This is a genomic window from Ensifer sp. 2TAB8, assembly GCF_052115125.1.
Lineage (GTDB): Bacteria > Pseudomonadota > Alphaproteobacteria > Rhizobiales > Rhizobiaceae > Ensifer.
The window spans coordinates 186,161-198,630 of sequence record NZ_JBFRGB010000003.1; the positions used below are offsets into that span (position 1 = coordinate 186,161).

The 12,470-nt window shown below is 64.3% G+C and carries 15 protein-coding genes; 6 read left to right on the forward strand and 9 right to left on the reverse strand.

The annotated features are described in order from the left end of the window. The first annotated feature begins 15 nt into the window (after positions 1-15). Entirely contained in the window at positions 16-522 is a 507-nt protein-coding gene (locus AB4Z53_RS08915) for a GNAT family N-acetyltransferase (RefSeq protein WP_113535288.1), read from the forward strand. Positions 523-561: 39 nt separating this feature from the next. On the opposite strand, the gene AB4Z53_RS08920 is transcribed toward AB4Z53_RS08915, so the two are convergent. Next, positions 562-1,161, reverse strand: a complete 600-nt coding sequence (locus AB4Z53_RS08920) for a hypothetical protein (RefSeq protein WP_291152671.1) — start codon at positions 1,159-1,161, stop codon at positions 562-564. A 157-nt stretch (positions 1,162-1,318) separates the two neighbouring features. On the opposite strand from AB4Z53_RS08920, the gene ppa reads away from it, so the two are divergent. After that, a complete protein-coding gene (gene ppa, locus AB4Z53_RS08925; RefSeq protein WP_113535287.1) occupies positions 1,319-1,852 on the forward strand; it encodes an inorganic diphosphatase in 534 nt (177 codons plus the stop codon). 3 nt (positions 1,853-1,855) lie between these two features. Here the strand turns inward: ppa and AB4Z53_RS08930 are convergent, their stop codons facing one another. Both AB4Z53_RS08930 and AB4Z53_RS08935 read right to left on the reverse strand, forming a co-directional pair. Beyond that, complete coding sequence (locus tag AB4Z53_RS08930; RefSeq protein WP_291152675.1) at positions 1,856-2,173, reverse strand: DUF167 domain-containing protein; 318 nt, start codon at positions 2,171-2,173, stop codon at positions 1,856-1,858. A 2-nt stretch (positions 2,174-2,175) separates the two neighbouring features. Next, positions 2,176-2,469, reverse strand: a complete 294-nt coding sequence (locus tag AB4Z53_RS08935; RefSeq protein ID WP_113535285.1) for a YggT family protein — start codon at positions 2,467-2,469, stop codon at positions 2,176-2,178. A 134-nt stretch (positions 2,470-2,603) separates the two neighbouring features. Here AB4Z53_RS08935 and AB4Z53_RS08940 point away from each other — a divergent pair, with 134 nt between their 5' ends. After that, positions 2,604-3,845, forward strand: coding sequence for an MFS transporter (locus AB4Z53_RS08940; protein WP_113535284.1), 1,242 nt, complete (start codon positions 2,604-2,606; stop codon positions 3,843-3,845). A 50-nt stretch (positions 3,846-3,895) separates the two neighbouring features. Here AB4Z53_RS08940 and AB4Z53_RS08945 read toward each other — a convergent pair whose 3' ends face one another. The 6 genes from AB4Z53_RS08945 to hemC all read right to left on the reverse strand — a co-directional run bounded on the left by AB4Z53_RS08945 (position 3,896) and on the right by hemC (position 9,886). Then, complete coding sequence (locus tag AB4Z53_RS08945; protein ID WP_113535283.1) at positions 3,896-4,636, reverse strand: glutamine amidotransferase; 741 nt, start codon at positions 4,634-4,636, stop codon at positions 3,896-3,898. Between the two features lies 1 nt (position 4,637). Then, positions 4,638-5,120 (reverse strand): TerB family tellurite resistance protein, encoded by a 483-nt coding sequence (locus AB4Z53_RS08950; protein WP_223725805.1) that lies wholly within the window; start codon positions 5,118-5,120, stop codon positions 4,638-4,640. A 26-nt stretch (positions 5,121-5,146) separates the two neighbouring features. After that, positions 5,147-6,793, reverse strand: coding sequence for a heme biosynthesis protein HemY (locus tag AB4Z53_RS08955; RefSeq protein ID WP_441595579.1), 1,647 nt, complete (start codon positions 6,791-6,793; stop codon positions 5,147-5,149). An 11-nt stretch (positions 6,794-6,804) separates the two neighbouring features. Further along, positions 6,805-8,079 carry a COG4223 family protein gene (locus AB4Z53_RS08960; protein WP_441595580.1) on the reverse strand — a complete coding sequence of 425 codons (1,275 nt, stop codon included), beginning with the start codon at positions 8,077-8,079 and terminating at the stop codon, positions 6,805-6,807. A 157-nt stretch (positions 8,080-8,236) separates the two neighbouring features. Then, positions 8,237-8,953: a uroporphyrinogen-III synthase gene (locus tag AB4Z53_RS08965; protein ID WP_113535279.1), complete on the reverse strand. Its 717-nt coding sequence runs from the start codon at positions 8,951-8,953 to the stop codon at positions 8,237-8,239. A gap of 3 nt (positions 8,954-8,956) precedes the next feature. Then, positions 8,957-9,886 carry a hydroxymethylbilane synthase gene (gene hemC / locus AB4Z53_RS08970; RefSeq protein WP_113535278.1) on the reverse strand — a complete coding sequence of 310 codons (930 nt, stop codon included), beginning with the start codon at positions 9,884-9,886 and terminating at the stop codon, positions 8,957-8,959. A gap of 74 nt (positions 9,887-9,960) precedes the next feature. On the opposite strand from hemC, the gene tsaD reads away from it, so the two are divergent. From tsaD to AB4Z53_RS08985, 3 genes are all read left to right on the forward strand, one after another. Then, positions 9,961-11,055 carry a tRNA (adenosine(37)-N6)-threonylcarbamoyltransferase complex transferase subunit TsaD gene (tsaD, locus tag AB4Z53_RS08975; RefSeq protein ID WP_113535277.1) on the forward strand — a complete coding sequence of 365 codons (1,095 nt, stop codon included), beginning with the start codon at positions 9,961-9,963 and terminating at the stop codon, positions 11,053-11,055. Positions 11,056-11,102: 47 nt separating this feature from the next. Beyond that, on the forward strand, positions 11,103-12,104 hold the full coding sequence (locus tag AB4Z53_RS08980) for an NAD(P)H-dependent glycerol-3-phosphate dehydrogenase (protein WP_113535276.1): 1,002 nt from the start codon (positions 11,103-11,105) through the stop codon (positions 12,102-12,104). Between the two features lie 67 nt (positions 12,105-12,171). Further along, complete coding sequence (locus tag AB4Z53_RS08985; protein WP_291152701.1) at positions 12,172-12,465, forward strand: YciI-like protein; 294 nt, start codon at positions 12,172-12,174, stop codon at positions 12,463-12,465. The last annotated feature ends 5 nt before the right edge of the window (positions 12,466-12,470 follow it).

Consider the following 12,470-nt stretch of genomic DNA (forward strand, 5'->3'; position numbering starts at 1 on the left):
TTAGAGTCGCGAGTCATGAAGACTGTTTCGATAGAGATTCGGCCCGGAGAGCCGCAGGAAGCGTCGGCAATTGCCGATGTGCACCGCGTTTCGTGGCTGCAGGCCTATGGCGGTCTCATCCCCCATCGTCCCCTTGTGCAGATGGTCAATCGTCGTGACGAGACGTGGTGGCGCAAGGCGACCCGCGGTCCTGCGACGCTGCTCGTGGTCGATGTGGCCGGGACCATTGCAGGCTATGCAACGCTCGGCCTCAGCCGCGCCAAGGCCCTGCCGCAGGAGGGCGAGATCTACGAGATCTATCTCCGGCCAGAGTACCAGGGCATTGGTCTCGGGCGCGTCCTCTTCGGCGAGGCCAAGAGCCTGCTGAGGTCGCTCGGCTGCCGTGGCCTCGTCGTCTGGTGCCTCGAAGACAGCGAGCACGCCTACCAGTTTTTCCAGGGTGCCGGCGGCAGCGATATCGCCGAAGGCATGGAAGATTTCGGCGACAAGCACCTGAAGAAGGTCGGCTTCGCCTGGAACTGATCGCTGCCCCTTTGCGGCAACATCATTGAAATCGCAGGCCTATTCCGGAAGCTCATTGTTGGGATCGGCTGCCTTGTCACCGCGCGTGCCATGGTAGGCAGGATTGTCGACGCCGCAGCGGAAGGTCGGCGCCACCTCGTCGGCGACCTTGCGGGCAAGCGTGTTCGGATCGGGATTGGTTAGCGCATCGACATAACCGGCGACGCAGCCCTTGCCGTCATCCTTCTGCGCGACCTTGGAGACGACAAGGACCTGCCCCTGGAGTTCCGGGACGGAAGCGCCCGACGCGTCTGTGTTCTCGATGAACCAGCGCAGGATTGTCGCGACGGCCTTGCCATCCTTTGCTACCCGCCACTCCACGGTCGTGCCGGCGTGGTTGAACGGAATGAAGCTCTCGAATGCGTCGTCGCTGTAGCGTTGGTTCAGGTGACCGAACGAGACGCTCTGGCGAATGTCGGCTTCCTTGAACCGAACAGGATAGTCCGCATGACCGGCACAGGTCATCAGAGCGTACATCCCTTCCTCTTCCGCTATCGTCTTGCACTTGTCGCGGCCGATGTCGGTGTAGACGCTCTCATTGGCCAAGACAGGCCCTGCAGACAGCAAAAGCAGCGCCAGGCCTGCAACCTTTCCGATCATCGTGAACTCCATCGAACGAGAACTGGGGCCTGTGGAGGTCGCTTCGACGGCGCGAAACGACCGCTTGAATCTGCGCTACGGACGAAAGTTATGTTGCATCGCGGCATGTTTCCCTTTATCCGACGGGCAAACTTCCCAACTGACCCTGGAGTAGTCTATGCGCATCGACGCGATTTCCATCGGAAAGAATCCACCAGAAGATGTCAACGTCATCGTTGAAGTTCCCGTCGGCGGCCATCCGATCAAGTACGAGATGGACAAGGAAGCCGGCACGCTGGTTGTCGACCGCTTCCTCTACACGCCGATGACCTATCCGGGCAACTACGGCTTCGTCCCGCACACGCTCTCGGATGACGGCGACCCGATCGACGTTCTGATCTGCAACACCCGTCCGCTGGTTCCGGGTTGCGTCATCAACGTCCGCCCGATCGGCGTGATGATGATGGAAGACAACTCCGGCCAGGATGAAAAGATCATCGCCGTTCCGTCGGGTCATCTGACCCAGCGCTACGACAAGGTGCATGAATACACCGACCTGCCGGAAATCACGCTCAAGCAGATTGAGCACTTCTTCGAGCACTACAAGGATCTGGAGCCCGGCAAGTGGGTGAAGATTTTCGGCTGGAAAGACGCATCCGTCGCCCGTCAGCTGATCAAGGAAGCCGTCGAGCGCGCCAAGGGCGCTAAGTAAGCTTTACCTGCCGATCAGCTCGGCAAGACGCCTCATCAAGTCCTCCGGATCGCCATCGATCCGGAGGATTTTTTTACGCTGCGTATCGCCTGAGATGAGGGAGAGCCTGCTCTTGGCAAGCCCGAGCTTCTTCGCGAGAAAGGCAACCAGCGCCTGGTTGGCCTTGCCTTTCTCCGGAACTGCGCTGACACGCACTTTCAGATGTTCTTCTCCGTCGGCAGCCGCTTCCAGGCCATCAATGGCGTCGCGGCCGCCGTTTGGCGTCAGGCGCACCGTCAGGCGAATGTGATCGCCATGCGCGCTGAAGGCCGGATTGGCCATCGTCAGCCAAGCAGCGCCTGTGCGATCGTCGTATTCAGGAAGAGCTGGATGAAATAGAGGATCACCAGCACGACCAGAGGCGACAGGTCCACGCCGCCCATGTCGGGCAGCACGCGACGGATCGGGCGATAGAGCGGCTCCGTCAGCTGGTAGAGCGAGCGGCCGATCATGTTGATCGCCTGGTTGTTCACGTTGATGACGTTGAACGCATAGAGCCAGGAAAAGATGGCCGACGCGATGACCAGAAACCACGCGATGTTGATGATGAAGTTCAAGGTGCCGATGACAGCAAGCATGCCGGTCTCCAATTCGTTATTGACAGACATGTAGACATTGAGACCTAAACGAGCAAGTACGCCGGATTAACGGGCGCGATCATGTTTAACGTGAGAACGCGTGATATCCGACCCTGAGTAGGAGTCTCTTCCGCATGTCCGCCGTTCATGCCTCGCATCGTTTTGCCGCCTTCCGGCATGTCGGTTATCGCCGCTACTTCTTCTCGCGCTTCCTGGCTTACTTCGCGATCCAGATCATTTCGGTGGCTGTCGGCTGGCAGATCTACGATCTGACGCGTGATCCCTTCGATCTCGGCCTGATCGGTCTCTTCCAGTTTCTGCCGTCCCTCGTGCTGATCCTCGTCACCGGCGCAGCAGCGGACCGCTACAACCGGCGCATGATCATGGGCATCTGCATGGTCGTCAGCACCCTCTGCGCCACAGCGCTGCTCTTGCTGACGGTGTCCGGGTTGTTCTCGCCTTGGCCGGTCTACGCGATCCTGGTCGTCTTCGGCATCGAGCGCGCCTTTCTCGCACCGGCGTCGCAATCGCTGGCGCCTAATCTCGTACCACCCGAAGATCTGCCCAATGCGATCGCCTGGAATTCCACGTCCTGGCAGACAGCGGTGATCGTCGGCCCGGTCGCGGGCGGCCTGATCTATGCGCTCGGTGCCGTCGTGCCCTATGCCGTCGGCGTCTGCTTCTTCCTTGCCTCCGCGCTGATGGTCTTTGCCATCCCGAAGCCGGCGACACGCACGCAGGCCTCTGGCCAGAGCTGGGAGACGATCACCGCCGGCTTCCGCTACATCAAGGCCGAGAAGGTGGTCCTGGGCGCGATATCGCTCGATCTCTTTGCCGTGCTGCTCGGCGGTGCGGTTGCGCTGATGCCGGTCTTTGCCCGCGACATTCTCGATCTCGGTCCCTGGGGGCTCGGCCTCCTGCGCGCTGCTCCGGGCATCGGTGCCGTCAGCATGGCCGTCTGGCTGGCGGCGCACCCGATCCGGCACCGGGCCGGCTTCTACATGTTCACCGGCGTCGCGCTCTTCGGGCTCGGCACGGTTATCTTCGGTCTTTCGGCGACGCCGTGGATCTCGATTGCCGCGCTCGTCGTCATGGGCGCCGCCGACATGATCTCCGTCTATGTGCGCGAAATCCTGATCACGCTCTGGACGCCGGACGAACTGCGCGGCCGGGTCAATGCGGTCAACATGGTCTTCATCGGCGCGTCGAACGAGCTCGGCGAATTCCGCGCCGGCATGATGGCGTCGGGTTTCGGCGCGGTCTTTGCTGTTGCCTTTGGCGGCATGGGGACGCTGCTCGTGTCAGGCCTTTGGGCGCTCGGCTTCCCGCAACTGCGCAGGATCGACACGCTCGACGTGCCTGACCACCACAAGTAACGGAGGCGCGCCAGGCCATTTCTCCTGAAGCATTCCGAGGGAAAGCCGCTTCACGGTTTTCCCGGAAATGCCTTCGGTCGCTCGTCGCGCAGGAAGATCAGTTCCAGGAAGTTTTCCATCCAGGTGCGCAGCGGTCCGTCGTGCTGCATGCGGCCGTCGAGATGGGCCTTGCCCACCTGGGCGCCGGGCATCTCGAAGCGGTGGGCGCCGTGCACGACCCAGCGGTGCATCATGGCGCGGGTGAGCTCGCCGTGGAACTGAATGCCCCAGGCATTGTCGCCATAGCGGAAGGCCTGGTTGGGGTAGGTGTCGCCGGTTGCCAAGAGCTCGGCACCGGCGGGTAGGTCGAAGCCTTCCCGGTGGAAATGGTAGACCATGGCCGGCCAATCCATCAGCGCCTTGCCGGCCTCGGTCGGAACCAACGGATACCAGCCGATCTCGGTCATGCCCTCGTGATGCGGCGCCACGGAGCCGCCGAGATTACGCGCCAGCATCTGCGCGCCGAGGCAGATGCCGAGATAGGGCTTGTTCTCCTTGAGCGGGACTGAAAGCCAGTCGATCTCGCGGCGAACGAACTCTTCCTCGTCATTGGCGCTCATCGGGCCACCGAAGATGATCGTGCCGCTATGGTGCTCCAGGGTCGGCGGCAGGTCGTCGCCGAGGGCCGGCCGGCGGATGTCGAGCCGAAACCCCTTCTGCTCCAGAATCTGGCCGACACGGCCGGCACTCGACCGCTCCTGATGCAGGATGATCAGGACTGGTTTTCGCGCGCTTGTGTCCGGCATCGGCATTTCAGTTTTCCTGTTGCGGCTTGGCGTCCTCGATGGTGTCGCTTCTCGCCGCAGCCTCCTGTCGCTGCAGCACCCGGTCGCGACCGGAGACGCCCAGCAGATCGGCGATGCGCCAGATCACATGGTCTTCCATCTCACTGCGCTCGCCGTCGGCGTAGACGACATCCCAGAGCATGCCGACCAGTTCGATGCGCTGCTCCTCCGAGAGGTGGCGCTTGAGCTCTGCGGTGAATTGGTAGAAGTCGATCGCTTCGCTTTCCGCAGTCTCGCCCGCTTCGATCAACGCGGCAAGGGAGGCGTCATCGAGCTTGTAGTGCTGCTTGACGACCGAGCGCATCTTGCGCCGTTCCGACGCAAGAATCCGGCCGTCGGCCTCCATCACCTGGAAACAGAGGGCGATGACGGCCACGCGCGGATCGCCGTGCTCTATCCGCGTCGCCGGGCCGGTCAGGCCGTCGAGAAACGTCCGTAAGCGTTCAAACATGTATTTTGCCACAGCCCCTTGAGAATTCAGAACAATCGGAAACTAGCCTTTTCCGGCACCTTCTCGCCGGTGGCCGGATCGCGCACGCCGGGATCATCCGGCGGACGGCCGAAGAAGGGATCAGGCCTGTGCTCGCCGTTGGTAACCTCTTCCTTCTCCGTTTTCTTGACCGATGTCTTGTCGGCGACCGGTTCGGACGGCTTGCGTTCCGTTACCTTGATCGGCTGCGGTTGCGGCTCCTCACGCTCGGCCTCGAGGATCACGGGCGCTTCGCTGCGGCGGGCAACGGGGGTCGGTTCGTGCGCATGTGGCTCCACCGCCACCGGGGGCAGACTGCGGATCGCCTCGTCGGCATTCGACTGGTCGTGGTCGACAGTGGTCGAAAGCGTATGTGGTGGCGCCAGCCATTCGAAGGCATCGAGCCGTCCGCTGACCGGCGAGACCGGCAGCCAGGTCGGCGAGGTCACGCCGTCAGCAGTCCAAGCCGGGTCGCGCGGGCTGCGCAGGGCCTGCGCCATCCAGTGGCGGATGCGGCCTTCGTCACCGGTATCGGCCTCTTCGATATCGGCGAGCAGCAGGAAGATGCTCTCGGTCGGATCGAGCCTGGCGGCCGCTTCCGCCTTGGTGCGGGCCAGAAGCAGTTCGCGCGCCTCGAGCGCCGCTTCCGCGACGGCTGCCATCGCCACGGCATTGTTGGGCTTCAAGGCTTCGAGCTTGCGCGCCCGCTTCAACCGGTCGACGGCGGTGTCGCCGCCACGGGCGCGTACGTAGAGCCTCGCCACGTCCGGATGCGGCTCCTGCTTCCAGTTCTTCTCAAGAATCGAGGCGCCCTTGCGCAGGTTGTCCTCGCGAAACAGTGCCTTGGCGGCCGTCATCGCCGCCGGCACCAAATGTTCGTCGAGCTTCAGCGCAGCGAGCGCATCGTCGCGGGCCGCCTTCGCGTCGCCGTCGAGTTTCGTGATCGCCCGGGCGGTCAAGAGTACGGCCTTCTTGCGGTCGGCCTCCTTGCGCTCGACCACATGGGCGGCGCGGCTCTGGTCGAGAAGACGGAGCGCATCGTCCCATTGGCCGGCCTGGCTCTGGCTGTCGAGCGTCGCGAGTGCTGCCCAGGGCAGGTGCGGTGCTTTCTCGGCGGCACGCTCGGCATATTGCCGGGCGGCCTCGTGGGCGCCGAGACGTTTGGCTTCGAGATAGAGGCCGCGAAGGCCGAGCTCGCGGGTCTCCGGATCGTCGGCCATCAGCTCGAACTTGCGGCGCGCGTCGTCGTACTTGCCTTCGATCAGCGCGGTCTGCGCTTCGAGCAGGTGGATCAGAGGCTCCTGGTCGGCGCTGATCAATCCGCGGGTGCGGGCGGTCATCTTGCGGGCGAGGTTGGCGTCGCCGGCGCCGGCAGCGATCAGGCCGGTCGATAGCGCCTGGTAGCCGCGGTCGCGCTTGCGGGCGCGGAAATAGCGGGTGACGGTATGGGGCGACAGCCAGATGGTGCGCACCAGCCACACGGCGATCAGCACGGCTGCAATCAACGAGATCAGCAGCGATGCGGCACGCATCAGGCTCATCTCGACGAGCTGGCCCTGCCAGATCAGCGAAAGCTCACCCGGTCGGTCCGCGAGCCACGCGAAACCGAGGCCGAGACCAAGCACGATCAGGATGAAAATCAGAATGCGGATCATATCTGGTCCCCTCAGCCCGCTGTGCCTGGCTTTGCCATCGTCGCAGCGACGGCGGCATCGATCGCGGCTTCGACACGCAAACGCTGGTCGAGCTTGGCCTTGAAGGCGTCGCCCACCGGTTTGGCGGCATCCGGCAGCCCGTCCCACTCCAGCGCGGCGCCCTTCAGGTCGCCATTGTTCAGCTTGTCCTCGATGCGGGCGATGACGGCTTCCGGTGTCTCACCCTCGACGCTACCGACGGGTCGCACGCGAATGCCGGACATGGCGCTCGACACCAGCCGGTCGAAGATACCCTCGTTCGGATCGGGCTGGTTGACGGCGTCGAGCATGGCGTCGGCGGTTTTCGGGAATTCGCGGCGCAGATCGGTGCGGGTCGGCACGCCGACCTGGGCATCCTGGGCGAGAGCCGTGACGGCCTGTTCGTCCGGCGCGATGCTGCGCAACGCGTCGAGTTCGGCAAGGAACGGCCCGCCGCGGTCGATTGCCGACTTCAGCGCCGTGACCGCGACGGCCTTGGCCATTTGAATGTCGTTGGCCGGTTCATTGAGCTTCTGCTCGGCAGATTCGATGCGGCTCGTAAGCTCCGCCTTCTCGGCGGTTGCCGTCTGTTGCGCATCGGCAAGCGTCGTCTTCAGGCCTGCAAGCTCCTTGGTGAGGTTGTCGATTTGCGCCTTCAGCGTTTCGACCTCAGCACTCGGTGCGCCGTTTGCGCCCGGTTGGGCGGCTGATTGCTCGAGGGCGGCGATACGGCCTTCGAGCGCTGTGTCGTCGATGACGGCGGCAGGCGTGGGGAGTGCTGCGATCTGGTCGCGCAGTGCCTGCAGCTCGCCGGAGATGTTCTGCTCGACGCCACGGTCAGGGCCAAGTCCGGGGACGATGCCGGCATATTGCAGGCCACCGAAGCCGAGCAGGGTCACGAGGCCACCGAGGATACCGGCGGCAAGCGCGCCGGAGTTCGATACCGGTTTCTGTCGCGGCGCCGGTTCCGGCTCGCGGGCGGCATCGGCGTGCGGCGGCTCTTCGGCGAAGACGGCTGCGGCGGCATCGGCGCGCTGCTCCTCGATCTCTTCCTCCAGTCGGGATCCGGCGGCGCTGTTATCGCTGCTGTCCGTTGCCGTGTCCTCAGCCTTGGCTTCGCTCGCGATGCTTTCGCCGGCCGCGTCCGTCACCGTCTCGCGGGATGCTTCGGCCCCGGCCGGCTCCGCAACGGTTTTTTCCGCTTCGAGGTCGATCGTCAGCGGTTCCTTCTCGGACTTCGAGCGGCGCGGCGGGTTTTCCGATACCATGGTGACCTCTTACCGTTGGTGCCTGTCGGCTCTTCTCTCAAACCTAGTCAGCCGGACCGGTGAGGGAAAGCCCCTGCGTTCCGATTTTGGCCGAATCGGCTCTGAACTAGCGCGGAATGCGGGCGGAAAATCGCCAGCATCGTTTCTCGTTTTGCATTTAGAGCAATCTAAAAAGGCTTTCCTCGTCGGGCCTTGTGGCGATCTGCGACATGGCGTTGCCTGGCAGCGCCTCGGCGACGGCGGCGCTCAGGCAGAGGTAGCGCGGAGCAAGGGACGGAGCGTCCAGGCCGGCCTCCAACAGCAATGTCGTCAGCCGCCGGGCCGTCTCCCGGGAATAGAGCAGAACGGCGTCGGGCCGGTCGGTGCATGCGAGGTCTTGCAGCGCACCGGATGGGTGCACGGTCGGCTCCATGCGATAGCATTCGATCGCCCGATACGCGACGTCGTGCTGCCGGAGCGTGCTTTCGAGACCGTCAGAACGGGGCGAGCCGGTCAGGTAGAGGAGGGGCTGTTTCGGCAAGGTGTCGCCGGCGGCCGAAACGATCAGTCCGGCCAGTGCTTCGCCGGTGCCGTCACCGACGCGAATGTCGGTGAAGCCGAGTTCCGCCGCTGCCCGCGCTGTCGCTTCGCCAACGCAGAAGCACGGAGTTTTCCGGTGCTGTTCCAGTTCGCCGCCCAAAGATGCGAGGACCCGAACCGCTTCGGCGCTCGTCAGGGCAATCGCGGCAAATGGCTGCTTGAGCGCTGCGCGCGCGACGGCAGTGAGATGCGTAGCCTGCATCAGTGGCAGGAGGATCGGCCGATGGCCGGCGGCCTCCAGCCGGCGTGCGGTCGCCTCGGCGGCGGGAAGCGGCCGGGTGACGAGCACGCGCACGGCTCAGGTCCAGCTTGCAAAGAAGCCGGGGCCGGCCTTGGCGCGGACCTTTTCGCCGGCTTTGCGGCCAAGCGCTTCGGCGTCGGTGGCCTTGCCCTCGATGGTGACGCGATGATGCGTCTGGCCGTCGGGCGTGAGGATCATGCCGGAAAAACTGAGAAGGGTGCCGTCCGATGTGGCGAGGCCGGCGATCGGCGTGCGGCAGGAGCCGTCGAGCGTCGCGAGGAAGCCACGCTCGCAGGCGACCGCTTCGTGAGTGCGCGCATCGTCGATCGCGGCAAGCAGATCGTTGATGCGGCTGTCGCCGATCCGGCTTTCGATGCAGATCGCGCCCTGCGCCGGGGCCGGCGGGAAATCCGCGGGGTCGAGCAGTTCGGTCGGAACATCGGTCATGCCGAGCCGCTTCAGGCCGGCATAGGCAAGCAGCGTCGCATCGACCTGGCCCTCGGCGAGCTTTCGAAGTCGCGTCTCGACCTGGCCGCGATAGGTGATGACATTGATATCCGGGCGCAGCCGGCGGATCAGCGCCTGTCGGCGCAGCGACGACGAACCGACGGTCACGCCCTCTGGCAGTTCCATCAGTTTCGGTGCCGTGCGGCCGATGAAGGCGTCGCGGATATCCTCGCGCGGCAGGAAGGCGGAAAGACAGAGCCCGTCCGGCAGCTTCGTCGGCATGTCCTTCGACGAATGTACGGCGAAATCGAGTTCGCCCGACAGCAATTGCTGCTCGATTTCTTCGGTGAACAGGCCCTTGCCGCCGATCTCGGCGAGCGAGCGGTCGGTGATGCGGTCGCCCTTGGTCGAGAGGATGACGACCTCGAACATTTCCGGCGCCAGACCATGTGACGCTACGAGACGATCGCGCGTTTCATGGGCTTGAGCGAGCGCCAGCGGGCTGCCGCGCGTACCGATCCGGAAAGGTTTTGTTTGCATCAAAGGCTATCCATTGTTACCGGAGTTCCGTGTACCCACCTTTCGGTGCGACCGCAATCTTTGAGTATTCCCTGATGTCTCCGCCCCTGCGCATCCTCGGCATAGAAACAAGCTGCGACGAAACCGCCGCTTCCGTCATTCTGCGCGATTCCGACGGCAAGGGCCACATTCTTGGTGACGTCGTTCTGAGCCAGCTGGAAGAGCACAGCGCCTATGGCGGCGTCGTTCCGGAGATCGCTGCGCGCGCCCATGTGGAAGCGCTCGATACGCTGATCGAGGAGGCGCTGCTGCGCGCCAACGTCACGCTCGCCGACATTGATGCCATCGCTGCGACAAGTGGTCCCGGTCTGATCGGCGGTCTGATTGTCGGGCTGATGACGGGTAAGGCGATCGCGCGGGCAACGGGCAAGCCACTCTATGCCGTCAACCATCTCGAGGGCCACGCGCTGACGGCGCGGCTGACCGACGGGCTCTCCTTCCCCTATCTGATGCTGCTCGTTTCCGGCGGCCATACGCAACTGATCCTCGTCAAAGGCGTCGGCGAATACGAGCGCTGGGGCACGACGATCGACGATGCGCTCGGTGAGGCCTTCGACAAGACGGCGAAGCTGCTCGGCCTTCCCTATCCGGGTGGCCCGGCGGTCGAGCGTGCGGCGCTTGCCGGTGATCCGCAGCGTTTCGATTTTCCGCGGCCGCTCGTCGGCGATGCCCGGCTCGATTTCTCCTTCTCGGGGCTGAAAACGGCAGTGCGCCAGGCGGCACAGTCGCTGGAGCCGGTGACGGAGCAGGATATCGCCGACATCTGCGCCTCCTTCCAGCGGGCGATCTCGCGCACCCTGAAGGATCGCGTCGGCCGCGGCCTGAAGCGCTTCAAGGCGGAACACAGCGGTGTGGCGCGTCCGGCTCTGGTTGTTGCCGGTGGCGTTGCCGCCAACCAGGTGCTGCGTTCGACGCTGCAGACCCTCTGCGCGCAATCGGGCTTCGACTTCATCGCTCCGCCGCTTTCTCTGTGCACTGACAATGCCGCGATGATCGCCTGGGCCGGCGCCGAACGCCTGGCGGCGGGCATGGCTGCGGACGGTCTCGACGTGGCGCCGCGCTCGCGCTGGCCGCTCGACGCCCAAGCCCAGACACTGCTTGGCTCCGGCAAACGCGGCGCGAAGGCATGAGGGGTTCAGCCAAGCGCATGACTAATTTCAGGGCATACGGATAGAGAATGAACGACACCTCCAAGATCGGGCCCAAAATCGTCGTGGTTGGCGCTGGCGCCTTTGGCACCGCCTTGGCCGCGGTCGCTGCCTCGGCTGAAGGCAGTGACGTGACGCTGCTTGCCCGCCGTGCGGAGATTGCCGATGCGTGCCGCGATACCGGCCGCAACGAGGATGCGCTGCCGGGTATCGATCTGCCGCCTGCGCTGAAACATGCGGCCGACGTCTCCATTCTCGCCGATGCCGAGGTCGTGCTCTTTGCCATGCCGTCGCAGGCGCATCGTGATGCGGCCCGTCAATATGGTCCGCAGATCAATGCCGCGGCCACCATCGTCACCTGTGCCAAGGGCATGGAGCAGGCGACCGGCCGGCTGCTGACCGATGTTCTGGCAGAGGAACTCCCCGGCCGTTCGATCGGCGTGCTCTCCGGTCCCGGTTTCGCCGCCGATATCGCCAAGGGCCTGCCGACCGCCATGGTGATCGCTGCCGCTGACAACAAGACGGCGACGATGCTTGCCAAGGTCCTGTCTGGGCCCACCTTCCGGCTATACCCGTCGGAGGACCGCATCGGCGTGCAGCTCGGCGGCGCGCTCAAGAACGTGCTGGCGATCGCCTGTGGCATCGTCGAGGGCGCAGGGCTTGGTGACAGCGCCCGCGCCGCGCTGATCTCGCGCGGCCTTGCGGAGATGTCGCGGTTTATTGCCGCCGAGGGTGGCGAGGCCGATACGGTGCGCGGGCTCTCGGGTCTCGGCGATCTCGTGTTGACGGCGACCAGCCACCAGTCGCGCAACCTCCGCTTCGGCATTGCGCTCGGCGAGCACGGCAGCGCCAGCGGGCGCAAGGGCGAACTGGTCGAGGGGGCGTTTGCGGCGTCGGTTGCTGCGCGCGTCGCCCATGATCTCGGCGTCGAAATGCCGATCACCGAAGCGGTGGCGGCGATCATCGACGGCAAGCTCGACGTCAGCACCGCGCTCGAACAATTGATGTCCCGTCCGATCACTCAGGAATGATGGTGGCGTGGGTGTAAAGCGGTCTTCCGCCCGCATCCCACGCCAAACGATAACTTAAGGAGGAAGCATGCTCTTCGCACTTCAATGCACCGACAAATCAGGCGCGCTGCAGCTTCGGCTCGACACCCGCCCCGACCACGTTGCCTATCTCAACGATCTGAATGCCAAGGGCATTCTGAAGATGGCAGGCCCGTTCCTCGGTGACGACGGCAAGCCGACCGGCAGCCTGGTGATCCTTAAGGCCGAGACGATTGAAGAAGCTCGTGCGCTCGCCGAAGCCGACCCCTATGCCAAAGCGGGGCTTTTCTCCAATGTCGAGATCAAGGCCTTCAACTGGGTCTTCAACAATCCGGAGGCTTGAGACCA